At 71.9% G+C, this 22,595-nt stretch carries 11 protein-coding genes; 6 read left to right on the forward strand and 5 right to left on the reverse strand.

From position 1 onward, the window contains the following. Positions 1–6 precede the first annotated feature (6 nt). On the reverse strand, positions 7–150 hold the full coding sequence (locus tag K7G59_RS02570; RefSeq protein WP_225830122.1) for a hypothetical protein: 144 nt from the start codon (positions 148–150) through the stop codon (positions 7–9). After that, entirely contained in the window at positions 138–662 is a 525-nt protein-coding gene (locus tag K7G59_RS02575) for a GNAT family N-acetyltransferase (RefSeq protein ID WP_225830123.1), read from the reverse strand. Before K7G59_RS02575 ends, K7G59_RS02570 begins: the two co-directional genes overlap by 13 nt. Between K7G59_RS02575 and K7G59_RS02580 the strand changes: the two genes are divergently transcribed. From K7G59_RS02580 to K7G59_RS02605, 6 genes are all read left to right on the forward strand, one after another. After that, positions 661–1,455, forward strand: a complete 795-nt coding sequence (locus tag K7G59_RS02580) for a LysE family translocator (RefSeq protein ID WP_374114177.1) — start codon at positions 661–663, stop codon at positions 1,453–1,455. The genes K7G59_RS02575 and K7G59_RS02580 overlap by 2 nt on opposite strands. A 383-nt stretch (positions 1,456–1,838) precedes the next feature. Continuing rightward, a complete protein-coding gene (locus tag K7G59_RS02585) occupies positions 1,839–2,882 on the forward strand; it encodes a tyrosinase family protein (RefSeq protein WP_225830124.1) in 1,044 nt (347 codons plus the stop codon). Between the two features lie 878 nt (positions 2,883–3,760). Continuing rightward, a complete protein-coding gene (locus tag K7G59_RS02590; RefSeq protein WP_225830125.1) occupies positions 3,761–5,881 on the forward strand; it encodes a SpoIIE family protein phosphatase in 2,121 nt (706 codons plus the stop codon). A gap of 376 nt (positions 5,882–6,257) precedes the next feature. Then, positions 6,258–8,237: a GMC family oxidoreductase N-terminal domain-containing protein gene (locus tag K7G59_RS02595; RefSeq protein ID WP_308294977.1), complete on the forward strand. Its 1,980-nt coding sequence runs from the start codon at positions 6,258–6,260 to the stop codon at positions 8,235–8,237. Continuing rightward, positions 8,234–9,949 carry an aldehyde dehydrogenase family protein gene (locus K7G59_RS02600; RefSeq protein WP_225830126.1) on the forward strand — a complete coding sequence of 572 codons (1,716 nt, stop codon included), beginning with the start codon at positions 8,234–8,236 and terminating at the stop codon, positions 9,947–9,949. Before K7G59_RS02595 ends, K7G59_RS02600 begins: the two co-directional genes overlap by 4 nt. Before the next feature lie 68 nt (positions 9,950–10,017). Next, positions 10,018–10,698 carry a DUF1345 domain-containing protein gene (locus K7G59_RS02605; protein ID WP_225830127.1) on the forward strand — a complete coding sequence of 227 codons (681 nt, stop codon included), beginning with the start codon at positions 10,018–10,020 and terminating at the stop codon, positions 10,696–10,698. 4 nt (positions 10,699–10,702) lie between these two features. On the opposite strand, the gene K7G59_RS02610 is transcribed toward K7G59_RS02605, so the two are convergent. The 3 genes from K7G59_RS02610 to K7G59_RS02620 form a co-directional block, all read right to left on the reverse strand. Then, the gene (locus tag K7G59_RS02610) at positions 10,703–11,911 is read right to left on the reverse strand and encodes an MFS transporter (RefSeq protein WP_225830128.1); all 1,209 of its coding nucleotides are present in this window, start codon (positions 11,909–11,911) and stop codon (positions 10,703–10,705) included. Positions 11,912–11,918: 7 nt separating this feature from the next. Then, the gene (locus K7G59_RS02615; RefSeq protein WP_225830129.1) at positions 11,919–13,109 is read right to left on the reverse strand and encodes a cytochrome P450; all 1,191 of its coding nucleotides are present in this window, start codon (positions 13,107–13,109) and stop codon (positions 11,919–11,921) included. 74 nt (positions 13,110–13,183) lie between these two features. Further along, positions 13,184–22,513 (reverse strand): non-ribosomal peptide synthetase, encoded by a 9,330-nt coding sequence (locus K7G59_RS02620; RefSeq protein ID WP_225830130.1) that lies wholly within the window; start codon positions 22,511–22,513, stop codon positions 13,184–13,186. Positions 22,514–22,595: the final 82 nt, after the last annotated feature.

A 22,595-nucleotide genomic window follows, 5' to 3' on the forward strand; every position in this document is an offset into this window, starting at 1 on the left:
AGCCCGCTACGCGTTCACCGCGCAGGGCATGTCCGCGAGACCGGCGGACATGCTCGCGTTGTCGGTGAGATACGCCAGGACGTGGCCGCGTGACCGGCCCGGAAAGGCGGAAGATGCCTCGGCGGCATGCTGGTCGCTCAGTGCGGGCACGAGTCTTTCCCCGAGGTCCGGTTGATGACTGCCGGAGCCTGGGCAGCGAGTTGCTCAAGTGGTTCACCGCTCAACCGGCACACGGTCCACTCGTCCAGCAGCTCCACGCCGAGCGACTTGTAGAAGCCGATCGCCGGTTCGTTCCAGGCCAGGACCCACCACTCGAAGCGCTCGTAGCCGTTCTGCTGACAGACCGCTGCCAGGGAGGCGAGCAGAGCCTTGCCGTGTCCTCCACCTCGGGCGTACGACCGTACATAGAGGTCCTCCAGGTGCATGCCGCGCCTGCCGGTCCAGGTCGAGAAGCGGGGGAACCACAGGGCATAGCCCACGGCCTGCCCCGTCTCGTCGTCCTCAGCCATCAGCACGAAAGCAGCGGGAACTTCCGCGAACAGCGCCTCACGGAGCTGCTCCTCGGTCGCTCGGGCCTGCTCAGCGGCTCGTTCGTACTCGGCGAGTTCACGGATCATCGCGCGGATCTCCGCGATGTCGTCCACAGTGGCGGCCCGGATCATGCCGGAGATCATCGGCCACCGTACCGAGCCGTGTCCATCCCGTGCCGGTCTTTTCCGCGGTGCGGACCCGACCGTGGTCTTCTCCTCGACGGACGATCTGCAAGACCGGTCCGCAGCTGGTCCGGCAAGAGCCTTGTGGCGCATCAGCACGCTTGGCGATGCTGCCTCGATGATGACTTCCGTCGTTGCGTTCGTCGGTGCCGCCTTCCTGATCGCCATGGCCCCAGGGCCGAGCACGGTGGTGATCCTGCGCCGAGCGGTGGTGAACGGCCGGAGAACCGGCATGGCCACAGTCCTGGGCAACGAGTGCGGAGTGCTGCTGTGGGGCCTCGCCGCGGCCTTCGGTCTCTCCGCCGTGCTGCTGGCGTCGCAGGTCGCCTACGACGTCACCCGGATCGCCGGCGCCGCGATGCTGGTGTGGATGGGAGCGCGTGCCCTGTGGCAGGCGAGGCGAGCTGGACAGCCGGATCAGGGACCAGCGGAAACAGCCGCGGTGTCACTGCGGCGGGCGTACTGGCAGGGCCTCGTCACCAACTTCGCCAATCCAAAGGCCGGCGTGTTCGCCGTGTCCTTCCTGCCGCAGTTCGTGCCCCATGGAGCCCCTGTTCTTCCGACGCTGCTCGCCTTCTCGGTGATCTGGGCCGTGGTCGACCTGATCTGGTACCTCCCGTTGGTCTGGCTGGCAGGACGTGCCGGAGGAGTGCTTCAGCGGCAGTCCGTCCGGCGCCGGATGGAACAGGTCTCCGGGGTGCTCCTGGTCGGGCTGGGGGTACGTCTGGCTACCGAGTCTTAGCACTCCGGTGCGGCTTCGCGATCCGGTTCGACGAACCTGGGAGTGGTACGGCCGAAGTACGGGCCGAAGGGGTGATGAGCCGGTTCTGAAGCCCTGACGCGTCCAGCCGGACGGTTTTCGGTATACCGGGGCTCTGGCAGTGCCGTCGTCGCCCGTCGGCGTCGGCTGCCCGTGTACCTCCCGGGGGTGATTACCTTCCGGGTACTGCGCGCCCCCTTCCTGCGCCGCCCCCGGCCCCGGCCCCCCGGCCCAACCGCCGAACGGTCGATGGTCCTCCTTTCAGCCCGCCGCGGTCGCTGTCCGCCGACGTACCGCGCACAGTGAGGAAGGGTGCGGCCCGACCGGAGGAGTGCGGGCTGCCGAGAGCGAGGAGTGGGCAGCGGATGACAACCCAGGACGTAATGGCGGACCACTTCCCCACCACCGAAGAGGCCCAGACCGCCGCCTCGAGCTGGGCGCCTGCCCAGATCATCGACAGCGAGGAGGTCGGTCTGCGCCTGAGCCGGATGATGGCGGCCGAACTGCCCGTCGGACCGGCCGGGTTCTTCCCCATGGCGTCCCCACCCCACTCTGTCGTGCCTTCCGGGCCGGCGGGTGTCGGAGAGGCCGCACTGGCCATGGCCGCAGGCACGCCGTCCATGCCGGCGACGATGCCGTTGGAGCAGCTCCGCGCCCTGGTCACCCGGCTCGTGCGGGCATCGCAGCGGGTCCGCAAGGACCACCGGCAGTTGACCAATGCCGAGCGCGACCTGTTCAACGAGGCACTGCGACAGGCCCACGGCACTCAGGCTTACAAGGACCTCGTGGACGCCCACAAGGACATGCGTCATCGGCACCACGGAACGATGGCCGGGATGCCACCGGTCGCCACACAGCGCTTCCTGCCCTGGCACCGCGCCTACTGCCTGGAGTTCGAGAATGTGCTGCGCGCCGTCAAACCGAACGTCACGATTCCCTACTGGGACTACGCCAATGACCACGCCCGTCCGGACTGGGTGTGGCACCCCTCCGGCGTGAACCGCCCCACGCCTGGTACCAGGCCGAACGGAGTTCCGACAGCGGCCCTTCCGACCCAGTCGACCATCGACGGCCTCCTGCAGCGCCCCACCTTCACGGCTTTCACCTACGGAAGGGTGATGGGCGGCAGCATCAGGATCGACGGCCTGGAAATGACCGCCCACAACAACGTGCACGACTGGTGCCAGGGGACCCTGGGCAACCCGATGACGTCGGCGGAGGACCCGATCTTCTTCCTGCTGCACACCAATGTGGACCGGATCTGGGACCAGTGGCAGCTGACACACAGCGGCGGTCCCAACGTCACCGGCGCCGACGCCGGACTGGACCCCTGGTGGACGCAGGCGGCCGGCGGGCTGACGGCCGACGCCGTGAAGGACATCACGGTGCTGGGCTACTCCTACCAGTAGCTGCGGCCGGGCGCGGAAGTTCGCGATCCCCGCCAGGACAGCCTCGTCGTCGTCGGATCGGCCCCGGCGAAGGTCAGACGGACGGCACCGGGCGTCTACGAACCGTCCGAGCACGGCGCCGCCCTCCTCACGTTTTCGCCGGTATGACCGCCTACGCCCGGTCCGGGTCCGAGGAGTGTCCGGGGCGGGTGAGCGCGGTGCAGCAGCCGCCCAGCGGGACGGGGACCGTGTCCTGCGGCAGCCGTCGGCAGGCAGTGCGGCGAGAGTGCCGGACACGCGTCCAGCAGGCCGGTGGCGTGCCGGGCCCAGGGGTCGGCGTCCTCGTGCCCGGCGTTCCCGTGCCCGACGTCCCCGTGCTCGGCGTCCCCGTGCTCGGCGTCCCCGTGCTCGGCGTCCTCGTGCTCGGCGCGGGAGTGCACGTCGGCCGGGCCGGGGGCCGGTGGCGTCCGGGGCTTCGACTGCGCCCCGCATGCGTGTGCCGCCGTGCCAGGGGGCCTCTGGACAGGGAGGTCACCGTCCACAACCTCGCTCGTCATGGTCGTGAGCACGACGAGGAAGGCGACGTACGCCATGACGGTGATCAACGCGGCACGCGTGGTGAGCGCCGCGCTGCAGGACGTCGGCGACCGGCAGGACCCGGGCTCAGGACGAGGAAGAAGGCACCGGTCAGCGGCACCGGCAATGCGGACCAGGTGAGGCAGCGTGCCCGTACCGAGGATCAGCCGATGTGGTCGCTGAGCATGTTCAGTGGTCCGGTGCTCGCGGTGCGCGCCCAGCGTCCCGGGCTCAGGTATGCGTGCGGCGCGGAGATCACCGCCCGACGCCGCCTCCCGCCGCCCCGGAGGGCGCACGTCCGGGACCTTCGGTACGTTTCCGGTATGGGGACCGATGTCGACGCATTCCTCCGTCGTCTGGCTCAGGATCTCAGACCACGGGCGAACCAGTCGGCCGACGTGATGTTGCAGCGCATACGCAGCGGGCTTCCCGACCTGTGGCGGTACGAGGACATCGCCGCCCTGGCGCCGGAGGAGACGGCCGGCCACGTCCTCACGATTCTGGACGTGATGGAACACGGCCTCGACGTGACGGAGGTCGAGACACCTGCCGACGCCCTGGAGCTCAGCCGCAGGTTCGCCCGGAACGGGCTACCGATCAGCCAGCTCCTGCGCGCCTACCGTCTCGGCCACGTCAGCCTCCTGCAACTGGTGCAGCAGGAGGCCGCCCGCCTCACCGACGACTGGCAGCTGATCAACGCCGCGGTGATGGTGCTGGTCGACGCGGGCTTCGAGTACGTGGACCGTGCCTCGGAACAGGTCGTCGCCGCCTACCAGGAGGAGCGCGACCGCCGGCTGCAGCGGCGGCTCCTGCTGACCAACGAGGCGAGCAGGCGGATCGGGACGACGCTCGACACCGCGCGCACCGCCCAGGAGCTGGCGGACGTCGGGACCGACGATTTCGCCGAACTCGTCACCGTCGACCTCCTCGACTGCCTGCTGCACGACGACGGCACCTGTCCGCCGACGAGCACGCCGGCGCTACGTCGTATCGCTCAGCGATCCATCCTGGGCGACAGCCCGGACATCCCGGAGACCCCGATCGCCACGGGGCGGACGCACACCTACCCGGCGCAGTCGGAACCGGCTCGTGCACTGGCCACGGGACAGCCGATCCTGCACTGCGTGCCCACCCCCGGCCACCACTCGGTCCTGCGGCTGCCCTTGCGGGCTCGCGGAAACACCCTCGGGCTCGTCCAGTTCTTCCGCCACCGCACCACGGTCGCCTTCGACAACGACGATCTCCTCCTGGCCCAGGAGATCGCCGCCAGAGCGGCGGTGTACATCGACAACGCCCGCCGGTACACCCAGGAGCGCACCATCGCACTCACCCTCCAGCGCAGTCTGCTGCCGCAGGGCGGGGTGGAACAGTCCGCCGTCGAGACGGCCTCCCGCTACCTGCCCAGCGGCTCCCGCGCGGGAGTGGGCGGTGACTGGTACGACGTCATCCCGCTGTCCGGAGCCCGTGTCGCCCTCGTCGTGGGCGACGTCGTCGGCCGCGGCCTCCACGCCTCCGCCACCATGGGCCGGCTGCGCACGGCCGTCCGCGCCTTCGCGGACATCGATCTGATGCCCGATGAACTCCTCACCCATCTGGACGACGTGGTGATCCGCCTCCAGCGCGAGGAGACGCAGGACGACGGCGAGCTGAGCGCCACCTGCCTGTACGCCGTCTACGACTCCGTGTCCCGGGTGTGCGCGCTGGCCAGCGCCGGCCACGTGCTGCCGGCCGTGGCGACTCCGCCGTCCGCCCACGCCGACGCCTCTGTCCCCAGGCCGGTCGAATTCCCCGAGGTGCCGATCGGCCCGCCCCTGGGTCTGGGCGGACTCCCCTTCGAGACGGCCCAGTTCGAACTGCCGGAAGGCAGCCTGCTGACCCTGTACACCGACGGCCTCATCCAGAGCCGCACCCGTGACGTGGACACCGCGCGCACCATCCTGCGCGACGTCCTCGCCCAGGCGCCCAGCGCGCCGGACGAGATCTGCGACCGGCTGCTGGCCGCCTTGTTGCCGAGCCGGCCTTCCGACGACGTCGCCCTCCTGGTGGCGCGCACCCTGGCACTCGACCCCGGCCAGGTCGCCACGCTGGACCTGCCGTCCGACCCGGCAGCCGTCACCGGGGCTCGCCGATTCGCCTCCGACACGCTGGCCTCCTGGGGGCTGCAGGAGCTGTCCTTCACCACGGAACTCATGGTCAGCGAACTGGTGACGAACGCGATCCGCTACGGCAAGAGCCCCGTCCAGCTGCGGCTGATCCTCCAGTCCACGCTCATCTGCGAGGTCTGCGACGCCAGCAGCACCGCTCCGCACCTGCGCCGCGCCCGCGTCTTCGACGAGGGTGGACGCGGCCTGCTGCTGGTCGCCCAGCTCGCCGAGCGCTGGGGTACGCGGCACGTCCGCGAGGGGAAGGTCATCTGGGCCGAGCAGGCCCTCCCCTGCGCGTGAGGGCTGCTGCGCAGCCTGTGAGAGCGGCAGTCACACAGTGGGACTCGAGTTGACTCGAGTTGACTCGAGTTGACTCCATCGGTGACTGAACCTTGGCAGGATGCGGCCGGTGCAGTCTCGCGGCCCCCGGACCTGCCCAGCCGATCGCGACAACGATTCGCCGCGTGCGTACGCGACGCCCCTGGAGCCCGGTGGGAGAAAGTCATGCGCGCAGGTCGTGCGCCAGGCGGGGTGCGGTCGCCCGGTGAGCTTCGCCGGGCGCGGGCTGCGTGACGCCGCCGCGCCCTCGCCGGCCGGGCGCCACACCATGTGCCGGTCGTCGCGGAGCCCGGACCGACGGCGATGGGAGCGTGCCCGACACCCGGAAGATCTGTGCTTGTTCGCCCGCCCGGCCTTCGGCGACGAGGTGTGCGCACGCGCCGCGATGAAGGCCGGGCTCAACCGGTCCACCGCCGTCGCGCGACGCCTGTCGTGCGCGATCCTGGTACAGGCCGGCACGAACGACCTCATCACACCGGCCGGTACGGCGCGCCGGGCGGCCGAGAAGGCCCGTCAGCGAGCGCAGTTGGGCGAGTACCCCGTTGACCGTCTGGACGTCCACGCGGGACCGTGGCAGCGGCAGATGCCGGCCGGCTCCCCTTCCTCACCCCGCAATCGATCCCTCGCACATCCACCCCCCGTCAGCAGGGTCGGCACCGGGCTCCCCGGCCGTAACGGCCCCGCGGCGCGTCCGTTCATCCGTGAAAGCACCCAGAACCCTTGCCTGTCCGAGGAGATGGAAATGAGCACGTACGACTACGTCATCGTCGGGGCCGGATCCGCGGGCTGTGTCCTGGCCGCACGGCTGTCGGAGGACCCGGAGGCCCGGGTGGCCCTGATCGAGGCGGGCGGCCCCGACACCGCGCAGGAGATCCACGTCCCGGCCGCCTTCCCCCAGTTGTTCAAGTCCGGCCTCGACTGGGACCTCGACAGCGATCCGGAGCCGGGGATCAACGGCCGGCGGAGCTACCTTCCCCGCGGCAAGGTGTTCGGCGGCTGCAGCTCGATCAACGCGATGATCTACATCCGCGGCAGCCGTGCCGACTACGACGGCTGGGCCGCGGCCGGGGCCACCGGCTGGTCGTACGACGAGGTGCTGCCGTATTTCCGGCGTTCGGAGGACAACGAGCGCGGCGAGGACGAGTTCCACGGCGTGGGCGGCCCGCTGACGGTGAGCGAGGGCAGGTCGGAGCACCCGTACACCACCGCCTTCGTCGAGGCCGCCGCGCAGGCCGGGCACCCGCGCAACGACGACTTCAACGGCGCCACGCAGCTCGGCGTCGGGCGCTACCAGCTCACCCAGCGCGGCGGCATGCGGTGCAGCACGGCCGTCGCCTATCTGCACCCCGCCCTGGAGCGGCCGAACCTCACCGTGCTCGCCCCGGCCCGCGCGCACCGCGTGGTGATCGACGGCGGCCGTGCGACCGGCGTGGAGGTGGAGCGGGACGGCACCGTCGAGGTGGTCCGCGCCGAGCGGGAGGTGATCCTGTCCGCGGGTGCCTACGAGTCCCCGAAGCTGCTGATGCTGTCCGGCATCGGGCCCGCCGGCGCGCTGTCCGCCTTCGGCATCGACGTGGTGCGCGATCTGCCGGTCGGACAGGGCCTGCAGGACCACTACATGGCGCTGCTGAACTTCCGCGCCAAGGGCGAGTCGCTGCTCGGCGCGGCGAGCCCGGAGAACGCCGCGTTGCTGCAGAGCGAGGGACGCGGCTGGCTGACGTCCAACATCGGCGAGTCCGGGGGCTTCTTCCAGACCCGTGACGGCCTGGCCGGCCCGGACGTGCAGTTCCATGCCGCCCCGGTGCTCTTCCACCAGGAGGGGCTCGGCCCGGCCACCGAGCACGGCCTCGCCTTCGGCCCGTGCGTGGTCTCCCCCACGAGCCGCGGCGCGGTCACGCTGCGCGCCCCGCGCCCGGACACAGCGCCCCGGATCGTGCACAACTACCTGACGACGGCCGAGGACCGCGACTCCATCGTCGCCGGTGTCCGGATCGCCCTGGAGATCGCGAAGCAGCAGGCGGTCGCCGACCTCGTCACCGGATCGTTCGACGTGCCGGCCTCGGACTCCGACGCGGACGTCCTCGACTGGGCGAAGCGCGCCGGGCAGACCCTGTACCACCCGACGTCGACCTGTGCCATCGGCTCGGTGGTCGACCCCGAGCTGCGCGTGTTCGACGTCGCGGGCCTGCGGGTCGTCGACGCCTCGGTGTTCCCGGCGGTGCCTCGCGGCAACACCAACGCACCCACGATCATGGCCGCGGAGAAGGCCGCAGACCTCATCACTGCGGCCAACGGTGCCGAGGGAGCCACGCGATGACGACACACCCGCCCGCCGCCGACCAGGTGCGGCTGATCGACCGGGCCGTCGACGACCTGGTCCGTGCAGAGGCCCGCTGGGCCGCCTGCGGCCTGGCGAAGCGACGTGAACTCCTCGAGCAGGTGCACGCGGCCACGGCCGAGCAGGCTCAGGCGTGGGTGCGCGCGGCCGTCGCCTACAAGCGGCTGCCGGAGGACAGCCCGCTGGTCGGCGAGGAGTGGCTCACCGGCCCGTATCCGGTGCTGACCTCGGCGGGCGCGCTCGCCGAGACCGTCAAGTCCCTGGAGGAAGGCCGCAGTCCCGTCGACGGGTTCTCCGTGCGCCGGGCGCCCGGCGGGCGCGTCGCGGTCCGCGTCCTGCCGCACAGCGTCTGGGACCGGCTGCTGCTGAACGGTTACAGCGCCGAGGTGTGGATGCGGCCGGGCATCACGCAGGACAGGGTGCGGAGCGACGCGGGCCTCGCCCTGCGCCGCCCGGCCGACACCGCGGGCGTGGGCGTCGTACTGGGCGCCGGGAACATCACCTCGATCCCGATCCTGGACGTGCTGTACGAGCTGTACGCGCACAACCGGGTGGTGGCCCTGAAGCTCAACCCGGTCACCGACGGCCTCTTCGACGTCTTCCGTCGTGTGCTGGCGCCGCTGGTCGAGGTCGGCGCGGTCCGCATCCTCACCGGCGGTGCCGACGTCGGCACCCACCTCGTGCACCACCCGAAGGTCCGACACGTCCACATGACGGGCAGCGCGGCCACGCATGACGCGATCGTCTTCGGTACGGGCGAGGAGGGCGCTGCCCGCAAGAAGGCCGGTACGCCGCTGCTGGACAAGCCCGTCACCAGTGAACTGGGCGGCGTGTCCCCGACGATCGTGATACCGGGCGACTGGTCCGAGGCGGACCTGCGCTTCCAGGCCGAGCACATCGCCACCCAGCGGCTGCACAACGGCGGCTACAACTGCGTGGCGGGCCAGGTGGTCGTCGTCTCCTCCGGATGGGCGCAGAAGGACCGCTTCCTGGCCCGTCTGCGGGCGGCGCTGTCCGCCGCCCCGGCGCGTCCCGCCTACTACCCGGGCAGCGACGACCGGGTGGCGCAGGCCCTCGCGTCGTACAGCGGCGCCGAACGCGTCGGCGGGGGCCGGGTACTGATCCAGAAGCTCGACCCCGCGGAGCCGGGTCCGGCGCTGAGCACCGAGTACTTCGCCCCGGTCCTCGCCGTTCTCGAACTTCCGGGCGATGCACGCCAGTTCCTGGGCGAGGCGGTCCGTACCGCGAACGAGAAGTTCACCGGCACCCTAGGCGTGAACCTCGTCGCGCACCCGCGCACCATCGCCTCCCTCGGTCCCGCGCTCGACGAGGCGATCGCGGAACTCCGCTACGGCACGGTCGCGTTGAACGCGTGGACCGGAGTCGGCTACCTGACCGCGACCGCCACCTGGGGCGCCTTCCCCGGGCACACCCTCGACGACGTGCAGAGCGGGATCGGTGTCGTGCACAACGCGCTGCTCCTGGACGGGCCGGAACGCACGGTCGTACGGGGCCCGTTCAGGCCTGCGCCGCGGGCGGTCCTGCACGGGGAGATGGTCATGTCCCCCAAGCCCCCGTGGTTCGTCAGCAACCGTACGGCCGCCACCACGGGCCGTCTCCTCACCGGCTTCGCCTCCGCACCCCGCTGGTCCGCACTGCCGAGGATCTTCGCGTCCGCGCTGCGCGGCTGACCACGATTACACTGATCCCTCGCCGGAACCGGCCGAAGGAGCAACATTCGGGACAGAGGTGCTCACTGATGCATTCCTGGCTCTCCGGGCGCAAACGAGAGGCAGTGAGCACTCTCGTCGCGGCCTGCACGGCGGTGGTTCTCCTCCTCGTCCGCGCGCGCCCCGGGGGCCCGGCGCTGATCTCGGTGGCGGACATGGGCGTGTTCGACCTGTTCGCCTATCTCCTGTCCTATCTCGCCTTCACCGTGGTCGCCTTCTCGACGGCCTCCGCGCAGCAGATCCGCACCTGGGCCGAGCGCGAGGACCGTGGCACCGTGATGCAGCGGTACTTCCTCGGGACCGCACCCGGACCAGGGGTGTCCATCTTCATCGCGGCAGCCGCGCTCGTGGTGGCGGTGGTGTGGCGCCCAGGGCACATGGGCTCGGCCCTGCCCTGGGCTCCCCGGGTGGTGGTGGCGCTCGCTCTCGTCGCCAGCGCCTGGGCCTGCGTGCTGGTGTCCTTCGCCGTCGCCTTCCACGCCGACAACCTCCTGGAGAACGAGAAGGCCCTGGAGTTCCCCGGCGGGGGCTCGGCACTCTGGGCCGACTACGTCTACTTCGCGGTGTCGGTCATGGCGACGTTCGGCACGACCGACGTGAACGTCACCTCGCGGAAGATGCGACGGACCGTGGCGACCAACGCGGTCATCGCGTTCGTCTTCAACACCGTGACGGTGGCCAGCCTGGTCGGGGCCCTGACCAGCCACTAGCGGATCACTCCGTCCGGCGGCCGGCCAGGTTCAGCAGCAACAGCGCGCACAGACTCGCCCCCACGGCGACCGCCACGAGCACCGTGCGCACGCTCAGTTGCTCGAACAGCAAGCCCGCCACCGCGTAGGCGACCGGGCTCGCCACGAACACGGCGGCGCCGAACACCGGAAGCACATGCGGGCGCAGGTGCTCCGGTGGGCGCAGCGTCAGCAACGCGACGGCGGGCGCGGTCACCCCGGGCAGGAACATGCAGGCCGCCGCAACCGTCACCGCCACCGTGCCGGCCGGCTGGTCCCATGGCAGCAGCCACAGGACGACCGCCGCGCCCGCTCCCCCGCACGCCGCGAAACGGGTCGGTGAGATCCGGCGCGCGAGCCGCGCGACCACCACGGTGCCCAGCGCGGAACCACCGCCCCACGCGGCCAGCAGCAGGCCGGCCACATGGGGGTCGGCGTCGTAGCGGCTCCTGGCCATGACCGGCAGCGCGAGCAGCACGACGGGCATGAGCGTGCCGTACCCGAGCGCGGCGAGCGCCATCGTTCGCAGCACCGGGTCCCGCAGCAGGTAGCGCACGCCCTCCGCCATCCGGTTCGCCGACAGCGGCTCCGGCGCCGCCTCGCGGCGTGGCAGCCCGGTCAGCAGCGCGGCCGACACCGCGAACGACACCGCGTCGGCCCACAGCACGTTGAGCGCGCCGAACTGGCTGATCAGGAAGCCGGCGACCGCGGGGCCGACCAGCCGCGCCGTCGTGGTGGCGGTCTCGAACAGGGCGTTGCCCGCGGTGGCAGCGCCCTCGTCCGGGCCGATGGCCTCGGTCAGCAGCATGCGCTGCGCGGACAGGTAGGCCGACGCGACGCAGCCGAGGAGGGCCACGATCACCAGCAGCGCCCAGAACGGCAGCATGCCCGCCCGGTACAGCAGGGGCACGGCCGCGACCAGCACCGCGTCGACGACGTCTCCGACGATCGTGACGCGGCGCGCGCCCCACCGGGCCACCAGCAGCCCGGCAGGCATGGCCAGCAGCGGCACCGGCAGGATCTGGATGACGAACACCAGACCCATCCGCGCCGGTGAGCCGCTGGTCATCAGGACGAACCACGGCAGCGCCAGCGTGGTCATCTGGGTGCCGACCGAGGAGACGAACTCCGCGGCGATGACCCTGCGGAACCGCCAGCTCCGCAGGGGTGAACCTTGAACCGTCGCCGTTGTCACCGACAGGTCACCACGCCACCGGGAGCCGGTGCACGCCGTAGACGGTCATGTTGGAGCGCATCGGGATCTCCTCCGCCGCCGCGGCCAGGCGCAGGTCCGGGAAGCGCCGCAGCAACGTGCTGTAGCCGATGCGCAGCTCCAGGCGGGCCAGCTGCTGGCCGAGGCACTGGTGGATGCCGTGGCTGAAGGTGAGGTGGCCGAGCTGGCCCTGGGTGACGTCGAGCCGGTCTGCGGCGGCGAACTGCTTGGGGTCCCGGTTGGCGCTGGGCAGGTGGATCAGCACCGTGTCCCCCTTGCTCAGGGTCACCCCGCCGATCTCGATGTCCTCGGTGGCGGTGCGCTGCACGCCCACGTGCACGACGGTGAGGTAGCGCAGCAGCTCCTCGACCGCGCCCTCGACGAGCGACTCGTCCGCGCGCAGCAGAGCCATCTGGTCCGGGTTGCTCAGCAGCGCGTACGTGCCGAGCGAGAGCATGTTCGCCGTGGTCTCGTGCCCGGCGACGAGCAGCAGCAGGGTGGCGCCGATCGCCTCCGGGAGGCTGATGTCCTCGCCCTCCACCAGCACGCTCAGTACGTCGTCGGCCGGTTCGGCCTGCTTGCGCATGAGCAGCTGGCCGGTGAGGTCGACCAGGTCCATCAGCGCCGCCTGCGCCTCCTGCGGGTCGATGTCCAGGCGCAGCAGCTTCTCCGAGCCCGCCTCGAAGCGGTCCCGGTCGCTGAACGGCACCCCGAGCAGCTCGCAGATCACCTGCGAGGACACCGGCACCGAGTAGTCCGCGACCAGGTCGGCCGGCGGTCCCTTGTGGAGCATCGCCTCGGCGTACTGCGCGGTGATCTCCTCGATCCGCGGCGTGAGCTGCCGCATCCGGCGCAGCGTGAACTGGCCGGCCAGCCGCTTGCGGAACCGGGTGTGCTCCGGCGGGTCCATGTGCTCGAACAGGCCCGGGATGTCCGCCCCGAGGTCCGCGTCGCGGTCGGACGGGAACGCCAGGTGCTTGTTGGTCGCGGCCGAGCTGAACCGCTTGTCGGCGAGGATGTCGCGGCCCAGCTGGTAGTCGGTGACGAGCCAGCCCTCGTACCCGTCGGGGAAGGTCATCCGGGAGATCGGCCCCTGGGCGCGCAGCACCTCCGGCGGGTCGAACGGCCGCTCCCGGAGCGTCGGCAGGCCATTGGTGATGGGGCAGGTGTTCTCAGTCATGTCTTCCTTACATTCCGCCGTCGTCGTGGACGACGGCTCCGGTGATGGATGCGGACGGTTCGGGTCGGGGCTGTCTATCGGTCGGTCTCCTCGGCGGCTCCTTCGGCGTGTTCGGCCCGTACGCGGTCGCGCAGCTGCGAGACCGTCAGCTCCGGGTGGCGGGCGGCGAGTTCCAGCACCCGCGGCCACTGGCGCACCAGGGCGCCCATGACCGGCGGCTCGATGCAGTCCGGCGAGTACACCCACAGGCCGCGCAGCTCGCCCTCGACCTCGCGGGCCACCAGGTAGAGGTCGAGGTTGTGCGGCTCGATGGCGGTGATCAGCCCCGGGAGCGGGCTCTCGTCGCCGACCTGCACGTCCAGCGGCGCCACCTCGAGCCCGTCCAGGGCCAGGCTGTTGCTGGGCACGCCGAGCAGGTTGAGCATCACGCGCAGGGGCAGCTGGTTGCCGTCCCCGATGACGCCGTCGTTCACCAGCGCGCGCATCGGGACGTTCTGGTGCGAGTACGCGTCCAGCTCGTTCTGCAGCACTTGCTGGAGCAGTTCGTGGAAGGTCGGGTCGTCCGCCATCCGCGAGCGGTTCAGGATGACGTTGATGAACGGGCCGACCATCCACTTGGTCTCCGGTCGTTCGCGGCCTGCCAGCGGGTGGCTCACCGCGATGTCCGTCGCGCCCGAGTAGCTGTGCAGCAGCACGTGGAACGCCGCCATCAGCATCATGAACAGGGTGACGCCCTCGCGGCGGGCGGTGTCCCGGACCGCCGACATGGTCTGTGCGTCGACCACGATGCTGTGGCTGTAGCCCTGGACGAAGTCGTCCAGCTGGTGCGCCGGCGCGTCGAAGTCGAGCGAGCGCGCCGCGCCGTCCAGTTCCCCGCGCCAGTGCTCGATGTGCTCGTCGAGTGCGCCGGCGGCCAGCAGACCCTGTTCCCAGGCCGCGTAGTCCAGGTGCTGGACCATCACATCGGCCAGCTTCGGCTGCCGTCCCGCCCGGTGGGCGGCGTACAGCTCCGACAGTTCGTTGACGAGCGCGAGGAAGCCCCAGTGGTCCACGAGGATGTGATGGGCCGTCAGGAGCAGGGCGTGCTCCTCGTCGGAGAGCCGCACGAGCAGGCAGCGGACCAGGTTCCCGTCCTCGATGCGCCAGGGCCGCTCGGTCTCCGCGATGAGCAGCTCGCGCAGCCGCTCGTGCTGGTCCTGCCCCTGGTACGCGCTCAGGTCGGCGGTGTCGACCGGCCACACGGGCCTGCCGTCGGCGAACTGCAGGGTCGCCGAGCCCCGCTGGACGTAGCGGGTGCGCAGGATGTCGTGCCGCTGCATCAGGTCGTCCAGGCCGCGGCGCAGTGCGGCGACGTCGAGTCCGCCGCGCACCCGCCAGGCGGTGATGACGCCGTGGTGGGCGTGGTTGGGGCCCACCGGCTGGAGCAGGAACTCCAGCTGCCCGAAGGACAGTCCGGCGCCGTCGCTGCGGTCGGCCTTGGGGATCGGCGCGTGCAGCAGGTCGGCGGCGCTGACGGCCGCGGCGTGCCCGTCGTCGTCGCGGGCCAGCACGACCTGGCCGTCCTCGACCGCGCGGGCGCACCGGGCGAGGGCGCGCAGCGCCTCGAACCAGGCCTCCGCGAGTTCGCCGACCTCCTCCTCGGTGAGCAGGGAGGCGGCCCAGCTCCAGTTGGCCACCAGCTGCGGGCCGTCCGGGCCGTCCTGGGTGACGGCGTTGACCTCGAGCGGATACGGCAGCGGCCGGGCGCCGGTGGTGCCGGGCGCGGTGTCGTCCCGCAGCGGCAGCCACGGCGTCTCCTCGTCGGTGACGGGCACCCGGCCGAGGTAGTTGAACAGCACCTGCGGTGCGGGCAGCGCGGCGAGCAGCGGCGCGGTCTCCGGGTCGAGGTGGCGCAGCAGCCCGTAGCCGAGGCCGCGCTCCGGAATCGCCCGCAGCTGCCTGCCGGTGCGCGCGACCGCGTCCGCCAGCTCGCTGCCCGCGCCGGTCACCTCGTCCCAGGACAGCGCGCCCGGGTCGAGGCGGACCGGGTGGACGCTGGTGAACCAGCCCACCGTGCGGGACAGGTCGACGCCGTCGACCAGGTGCTCGTGCCTGCCGTGGCTCTCCACGTCCAGCACCACCGGCGTGCCGTCGGCGCCGTCCGCGCCGGACCGGCGGGCGCGCCACCGTCCGACGGCGAGCCCGAAGGCGGTCAGCAGCACGTCCTGGATGCCGCTGCGGAACACCGCGGGCACCTGTCCGACCAGCGGCGTGGTGTCCGCGGCCGGCAGGGTGACCGACAGCCGTCCCTCGGAGCCGGTGACGTCACGTTCCGCGTCCAGCTCGCCGGCCACCAGCGGGACGGCGTCGCGCAGGACGCCCTGCCACACCGGCAGTTCGGCGCGGTGCCGCTCGATGCCCTCGGCGGAGGCCACTCTGGCCGCCCAGCCGCGCAGCGACGTCGCCACCGGCGCGAGGACCGGGTCGCGGCCCGCGGCCACCGCGTCCCACGCGGCGGCGAGGTCGGCCAGCAGGATCCGCCAGGACACGCCGTCGACGGCGAAGTGGTGCACGGCGAGCAGCAGCCTGCCTGCGCGCCCGGCCCCGGCGTCGAACCACACCGGCTGGAGCATCGCTCCACGCTCCGGGTCGAGCCGCCGCTTGGCGGCGGCCGTCTCCTCGGCGACGATCGCCCGCGCGTCCGCTTCGGCCGACCCGCCGGTGTCCACGCGGCGCAGGATGTCCGCGACCCGTACCGTGCCGGGTTCGTCCGCGTGCAGCGACCACTGCCCGTCGGGTGCGACCACCAGCCGCATGCGCAGCGCGTCGTGCCGGTCGACCACCGCCTGCAGCGCCGCGGTCAGCCGCTCCTCGTCCACGTCCGGCGGCAGGCCGACGGTCGCGGACAGGTCGAAGCCGACCACCGAGCCGCCCTGCTGCCGCTGGCGTTCCACGACCGGCAGCAGCGGGATCTCGCCGGTGCCGACGTCCGTGACGCTCTCCCCGGTGTCTTCGCCGACCGGCCTCGCCACCTGGGCGATGCCCTCCACCGTCTGCTGGGTGAACACGTCCCGGACGGTGAACACCAGCCCTGCCGTGCGGGCCCGGGCGACCAGCTGGGTGGCCTGGATGCTGTCCCCGCCGAGGTCGAAGAAGCCGGCCTCGGCACCCACCTCGGGCACCCCGAGCACCTCGGCGAACACGGCGCACAGGATCTGCTCGGCCGGCGTCTGCGCCGCCCTGGACCGGATACCGCCGCCGAGGTCCGGCGCGGGCAGCGCGCGGCGGTCGATCTTGCCGTTGCCGGTCATCGGGAACGCGTCGAGCACCATCACCACGACCGGCACCATGTACTGCGGCAGCCGCTCTGCCACGAACGCGCGCAGCTCGGCGGGATCGGCGTACGCGCCGTCGGCGAGCACGACGTAGCCGACGAGGTCCTTGCCGCCGGCGGGCTTCTGACGCACCACCACGGCGGCGTCCGCCACGGCCGGGTGCGCCCCCAGCGTGCTCTTGATCTCGTCCGGTTCGATCCGGAAGCCGCGGATCTTGACCTGGTCGTCGGTCCGGCCGAGGTAGACGATCTGTCCGTCGGCGTTCCAGCGGACCAGGTCACCGGTGCGGTACATCCGTTCGCCCGGCGCGCCGTACGGGCAGGCGACGAACCGCTGCGCGGTCAGTCCCGGCTGCCCGAGGTAGCCGCGGGCCAGGCCCGAGCCGGCGAGGTACAGCTCGCCGGGGACGCCGGCCGGCACCGGCCGCAGCGACTCGTCGAGCACATAGGCGCGGGTGTCGTCCATCGGCGAGCCGATGGGCACGGTGCCGCCGGCCGCCTCGCGGATGTTCTGCAGCACGGCGAACGTCGTCGTCTCGGTCGGCCCGTAGATGTTGAAGAACTCGGTGTCGGGACACGCGGCCCGCGCCTTGTCGAACACCAGGGGCGCATGGGCCTCGCCGCCGGCCATCACCTCGCGCAGCCCTGCCAGCGCCGTGGCGTCGCGCTCGACGAGCAGGTTGAACAGCGCGGTCGTGAAGAACGCGGCGGTGACGCCGCGCTCGCGGACGGTGCGCACCAGCGTGTCCGGGTCGAGTTCGCCGGCCGGTGCGACGACCACCTCGCCGCCGGACAGCAGCGGCACCCACAGCTCGTAGGTGGAGGCGTCGAACGCGGACGGGGAGTGCATCAGTACGCGGGTGTGGTTGCCGCCGCGCCACTGGCGGTCGGCGGCGAGGCTCGCCACGTTCCGGTGGGTGACCACCACGCCCTTGGGCCGACCGGTGGAGCCGGAGGTGTACATGATGTAGGCCGCCCGGTCCGGTCCGCCCGCCGGCGCGAGCGTGCGGGCGCCGTCCACCGCACCGCCCGCGGCGGCCGGTTCGGCGGCCACGTCGAGCACGCGCATCCCGTCGACGGTGGGGTGTTGCGGTCCCTCCCCGTCCACGAGGAGCACGCTCGCGCCGGTGTCGGCCATGATCAGCCTCATCCGGGACTCGGGGTAGCGGGGGTCCAGCGGCACGTACACGCCGCCGGCCTTGATCACGGCCAGGATCGCCACGGGCAGCCGCGCGGAGCGCTCCATCATCAGGCACACCGCGTCCTCGCCGCCTTCGGCGCCGATCCCCAGCTCGCGCAGCCGCACGGCGAGCCGGTCCGCGGCCACGGCGAGTTCGCCGTAGGTCAGCCGCTCGTCACCACAGCTGACCGCGAGGGCGTGCGGGGTGCGGGCCGCCTGCGCGTCGAACAGTTCGGCGAGCCCGGCCGTGGGCACCTCGCCGTCCGCGCCGTTCCACTCCTTGAGTACGCGGTGCCGCTCGGCCGGGGTGAGCACGTCGACGTCACCGATCGGCTGGTCGGGGTCGGTGATCATCGCCAGCAGCACCTGGCGCAGTCTGCGCACCATCGCGCGTACGGTGTCCGGGTCGAAGACGTCGGCGTTGTACTCGATGCCGCCCTCGATGCCGGCGGGTGTGCCGTCGCCCGTCAGGCGCTCGTGGAGCAGGAAGGTCAGGTCCATCCTGGCCGTGCCGGTGCCCATCACCATGGGCGCAGCCTCGACGCCGGGCAGGTCCAGGGTCTCGTCGCTCACGCTCTGCCAGGACAGCAGGACCTGGACCAGCGGGTGGTGCGACATCGAGCGGGCCGGCCGCAGGCTGTCCACGAGGGCCTCGAACGGGATGTCCCGGTGCGCCAGGGCGTCGAGGGTGCGTTCGCGCACCGCGCCGAGCAGTTCGCGGAACGTCTGCCGGTCGGAGGTCCGGGTGCGCAGCACGAGGGTGTTGGCGAAGAAGCCGATCAGGTTCTCGGTGGCCTGGTCGTCGCGGCCCGCGGTGGCCACGCCGATGGGGATGTCCGCACCGGCGCCGAGACGGCCGAGCAGCACCGCCAGCGCCGCGTCGAGCACCATGAACATGCTGACGTCGCAGCCGCGCGCCAGGCGGGCCAGCCCCTCGTGCAGGTCGGCGTCCCACCGGAAGGTGAGGGTGTCCCCGTCGTGGGACGCCTCGGCCGGGTACGGCCGGTCGACCGGGAGGGCGATCCGCTCGGGCAGGCCGTCCAACGCGTCGCGCCAGTAGTCCAGTTGGCGCGACCAGGTGCTCTCGGGATCGTCCTGTGCGCCGAGGTACCGGCGCTGCCACAAGGTGTAGTCGGCGTACTGCACGGGCAGCGGAGCCCAGTCGGGTGCGTGGCCGGCCAGCCGCGCCCGGTAGGCGGTCGCCAGATCGTGCCGCAGCGGGGCGAGCGACCAGCCGTCCGCCGCGATGTGGTGGACGACGACGGCCAGCACGTGCGTGTCGGCACCGACCGTGAACAGCTCCGCGTGCAGCGGGATCTCGCGGGTCAGGTCGAACGAGTGCCGGACCGCGGCGGCCACCGCGTCGTTGAGGCCGGCGTCGTCGATCTCGGTCACCGGCAGCGCGGGGCGCGCCTGTGCGGGGTCGAGGACGTGCTGGCACGCCACGGTGCCGGTGTCCGGGAAGACGGTCCGCAGCGCCTCGTGGCGGGCGACGACGTCGGCGAGGGCGGCTCGCAGGCAGTCCACGTCCAGCGCGCCGGTGAGGCGCAGCACCACCGGGAGGTTGTAGGTGGGCGAAGGGCCCTCCATCTGGTGCAGGAACCACAGCCGCCGCTGGGCGAAGGACAGTGGCAGCGCGTCGGGGCGGGTCATCGGGGTCAGCGCGGGCCGCGCGTCGCCGCCGCCCTGCCGCAGCAGCTCGGCCAGCCCGGCCACGGTCTGCTTCTCGAACAGGGCGCGCACCGGTACCTCGGCGCCGAGCGTGGCGCGGATCCTCGCCACCAGCCGGGTGGCGAGCAGCGAGTGCCCGCCGAGGGCGAAGAAGCTGTCGTCGATGCCCACCCTGGGCACGTTCAGCACCTGGGCGAACAGGTCGCACAGGGCCTTCTCCTCGGCGTCGCGGGGTGCGACGTACGCCGCCGCCGCGCGGGTCTCCTGGCCCGGCTCGGGCGCGGGCAGCGCGCCCCGGTCGGTCTTGCCGCTCGGGGTGCGCGGCAGCGCGTCGAGGAAGACGAACGCGGACGGGACCATGTAGTCGGGGAGCTTCTCGGCCAGCGCGGCCCGCAGCCGGCGGCGCAGTTCGTCGGCCGGCCCGGCCGCCGGGTCCGTCACCAGGTAGGCGACCAGACGTTTGTCGCCCGGCTGGTCCTCGCGGACCACGACGACCGAGTCCAGCACGTACTCCTGCCACATCAGCACCGACTCGATCTCGCCCAGCTCGATCCGGTAGCCGCGCAGCTTGACCTGGTGGTCGATCCTGCCGAGGTAGTCGACGGTGCCGTCCACCCGGCGCCGCACGAGGTCGCCGGTGCGGTACAGGCGGTCGGCCAGGTCGGACTCGAAGGGGCTGGCGATGAACTGTCTGGCCGTCAGCTCCGGCCGGTTGATGTAGCCGCGCGCCAGACCGGCGCCGCCGATGCACAGCTCGCCGGGAACGCCCGGCGGCACCGGACGGCCCTCGGGGTCGAGGATGTGCACCTCGGTGTTGGCGATGGGCCGGCCGATGGTGATCGTGTCGTCCACGATCCGGGTGCCCAGCGAGTAGATCGTGGTCTCGCTCGGGCCGTACATGTTCCACAGGTCGACGCCCTTGGCCAGCAGGCGTCGTGCCAGGTCGGGGGGCAGCGCCTCGCCGCAGATCAGCCCGCGCAGACCCGGGACGCCGGGCCAGCCGGCGTCGAGCAGCATCCGCCACGTGGAGGGGGTCGCCTGCATCATGGTCGCGCCGGTGGCGGCCATCTCCTCGGCCAGCAGCTTGCCGTCGGTGGCGACCTCGCGGGTGGCGAGCACCACGCGGGCGCCCTCGACGAGCGGCAGCAGCAGTTCCAGCGTCGCGATGTCGAACGACAGGGTGGTGACCGCGAGCAGGCTGTCGTCGGCGTCGATGCCCGGCCACTGCTTCATGGCCCAGAAGAGGTTGCGCAACGCGCGGTGCGGCAGCTGGACGCCCTTCGGGCGCCCGGTCGAGCCCGATGTGTAGATCACGTAGGCGAGGTCCTCGCCGCCGACCGGCTCGCCGAGGACCTCCGCGGACTCGGCGGCGATCTCCTCGCGCAGTGCGTCCACGCACAGGGTCGTGGCCTCGGACTCCGGCAGGCCGGGCGCCACCGAACTCTGGGTGATCAGGACGGGCAGCCCGGCGTCCTCGATCATGAACGCCACCCGGTCCCGGGGCAGCTTCGGGTCGATGGGTACGTAGGCGCCGCCCGCCTTCAGCACGGCCAGCACGGCGACGACCATGTCGAGCGAGCGCTCGAGGCAGACCCCGACCATCACGTCGCGCCCGACGCCGAGGCTCTTGAGCCTGCGGGCCAGTTGGTTCGCGGACGCGTCGAGCCGGGCGTAGGTGAGCGTCTCCCCCTGGCAGTACACCGCCTCGGCGTCCGGCCGCAGCGCCGCCTGCTGCTCGATGCGCTGGTGGGTGAGCAGCTGGTCGGGCCACTCGTTGCGGGTGTCCTCCCGCTCCCTGCGCTGTTCGCCTTCCTCGGCCTCGGTCAGCAGTGCGACGTCCAGGACCGGCTGCTCCGGGTCGGCGAGCAGGTTGTCCAGGAGCACCTTCAGGTGGCCGCCCATGCGGTCGACCGTGGCCGCGTCGAACAGCTCGGTGTTGTACTCGAACCAGCCGCTGAGCGCGTCGCCCTGCTCGAACACCTGCAGTTCGAGGTCGAACCGCGCAGTGGAGCTGGCCACCTCCATCAGCTCGAAGCGCAGCCCGCCGACGTCGAACTCGGGCACCGGGATGTTCTGGAAGACGAACGACACCTGGAAGACCGGCGACCGCGACAGGTCCCGCTCCGGGGCCAGCTCCTCCACCAGCCGCTCGAAGGGCACCTCCTGGTGGGCGAAGGCGTCGAGGGCGGCCTGGCGCACCCGGCCGAGCAGCTCGGTGAACGTCGGGTTGCCGGTGACGTCGTTGCGGATCGCGAGCGTGTTGACGAAGTAGCCGATGAGCCGCTCGACCTGGGACTGACCGCGGTTGGCCACCGGCACGCCGACGACGATGTCCTCCTGTCTGCTGTAGCGGTGCAACAGGACGACGTAGGCGGCGAGCAGGGTCATGAACGGGGTGGCGCCGGTGCGCCGGCCCAGTTCGCGCACGCCGTTCATCACGGAGGCGGGCAGGTGGAAGGGGCGCGAACCGCCTGCCGTGCCCAGCACGGCGGGCCGCGGCCGGTCGGTCGGCAGTTCGAGGATCGGCGCGGCGCCCTCGAGCGTCTTCTTCCAGTGCTCGACCTCGTCGGCGAAGCCCGGGCCCGCCAGCTTCTTGCGCTGCCAGGCCGCGTAGTCGGCGTACTGGACGGGCAGTTCGGGCAGTGCGGGCTCGGTTCCGGTGAGGTAGGCCTGGTACAGGGCGGCCAGCTCGCCGAAGAGCACCGACGTGGACCACAGGTCGGCGACGATGTGGTGCATGGTGAGCAGCAGGACGTGCTCGTCGGCGGCCAGGCGCAGGAACCGCATCCGCATCAGCGGCCCGGTGCCCAGGTCGAAGGGTCGGGCGAACTCCTCGCGCGCCAGCTCCCGGATGCCCGCCTCGCCGTCGGGGCCGCGCAGGTGCCCGCACTCCACGACGGTCAGCTCCAGCTCACCGGAGTCGTGCACGACCTGCACCGGCTCGCCGTCGGCCTCGTCGAACGTGGTGCGCAGCGACTCGTGCCTGCGGACGATCTCGGCGAGGCTGCGGCGCCAGACCTCCACGTCGAGCGGGCCGTGCACGCGCACCGCCGCCGGGATGTTGTAGGCGGCGCTGCCCGGGTTGAGCTGGTCCAGGAACCACATGCGCTGCTGGGGGAACGATGCGATGAACCGCCGCTTGCGCGCCGGGGGCCGGTCTCCGCCCTTGCGCCGCAACCGCTCGGCCAGAAGAGCGCGCTTCTGCTCCGGTGTGAGGCTGGTCAGGTCGATATCGGTCATGCGCCAGTCTCCTGATCGTTGGTCTCGGCGGCGGACTCCGCGGCGAGGAGTTCCCGCAGTTGTGCTTGTGCGCGTCGGACGG

Source organism: Streptomyces sp. NK08204 (assembly GCF_020400585.1).
Lineage (GTDB): Bacteria > Actinomycetota > Actinomycetes > Streptomycetales > Streptomycetaceae > Streptomyces.

Bases quoted from the DNA above. Each gene is read 5' to 3' on its own strand.
- K7G59_RS02580 (WP_374114177.1), top strand. From the start codon at position 661: ATGCCGGAGATCATCGGCCACCGTACCGAGCCGTGTCCATCCCGTGCC.
- K7G59_RS02575 (WP_225830123.1), bottom strand. From the start codon at position 662: ATGATCCGGGCCGCCACTGTGGACGACATCGCGGAGATCCGCGCGATG.
- K7G59_RS02585 (WP_225830124.1), top strand. From the start codon at position 1,839: ATGACAACCCAGGACGTAATGGCGGACCACTTCCCCACCACCGAAGAG.
- K7G59_RS02590 (WP_225830125.1), top strand. From the start codon at position 3,761: ATGGGGACCGATGTCGACGCATTCCTCCGTCGTCTGGCTCAGGATCTC.
- K7G59_RS02600 (WP_225830126.1), top strand. From the start codon at position 8,234: ATGACGACACACCCGCCCGCCGCCGACCAGGTGCGGCTGATCGACCGG.
- K7G59_RS02605 (WP_225830127.1), top strand. From the start codon at position 10,018: ATGCATTCCTGGCTCTCCGGGCGCAAACGAGAGGCAGTGAGCACTCTC.
- K7G59_RS02615 (WP_225830129.1), bottom strand. From the start codon at position 13,109: ATGACTGAGAACACCTGCCCCATCACCAATGGCCTGCCGACGCTCCGG.
- K7G59_RS02620 (WP_225830130.1), bottom strand. From the start codon at position 22,513: ATGACCGATATCGACCTGACCAGCCTCACACCGGAGCAGAAGCGCGCT.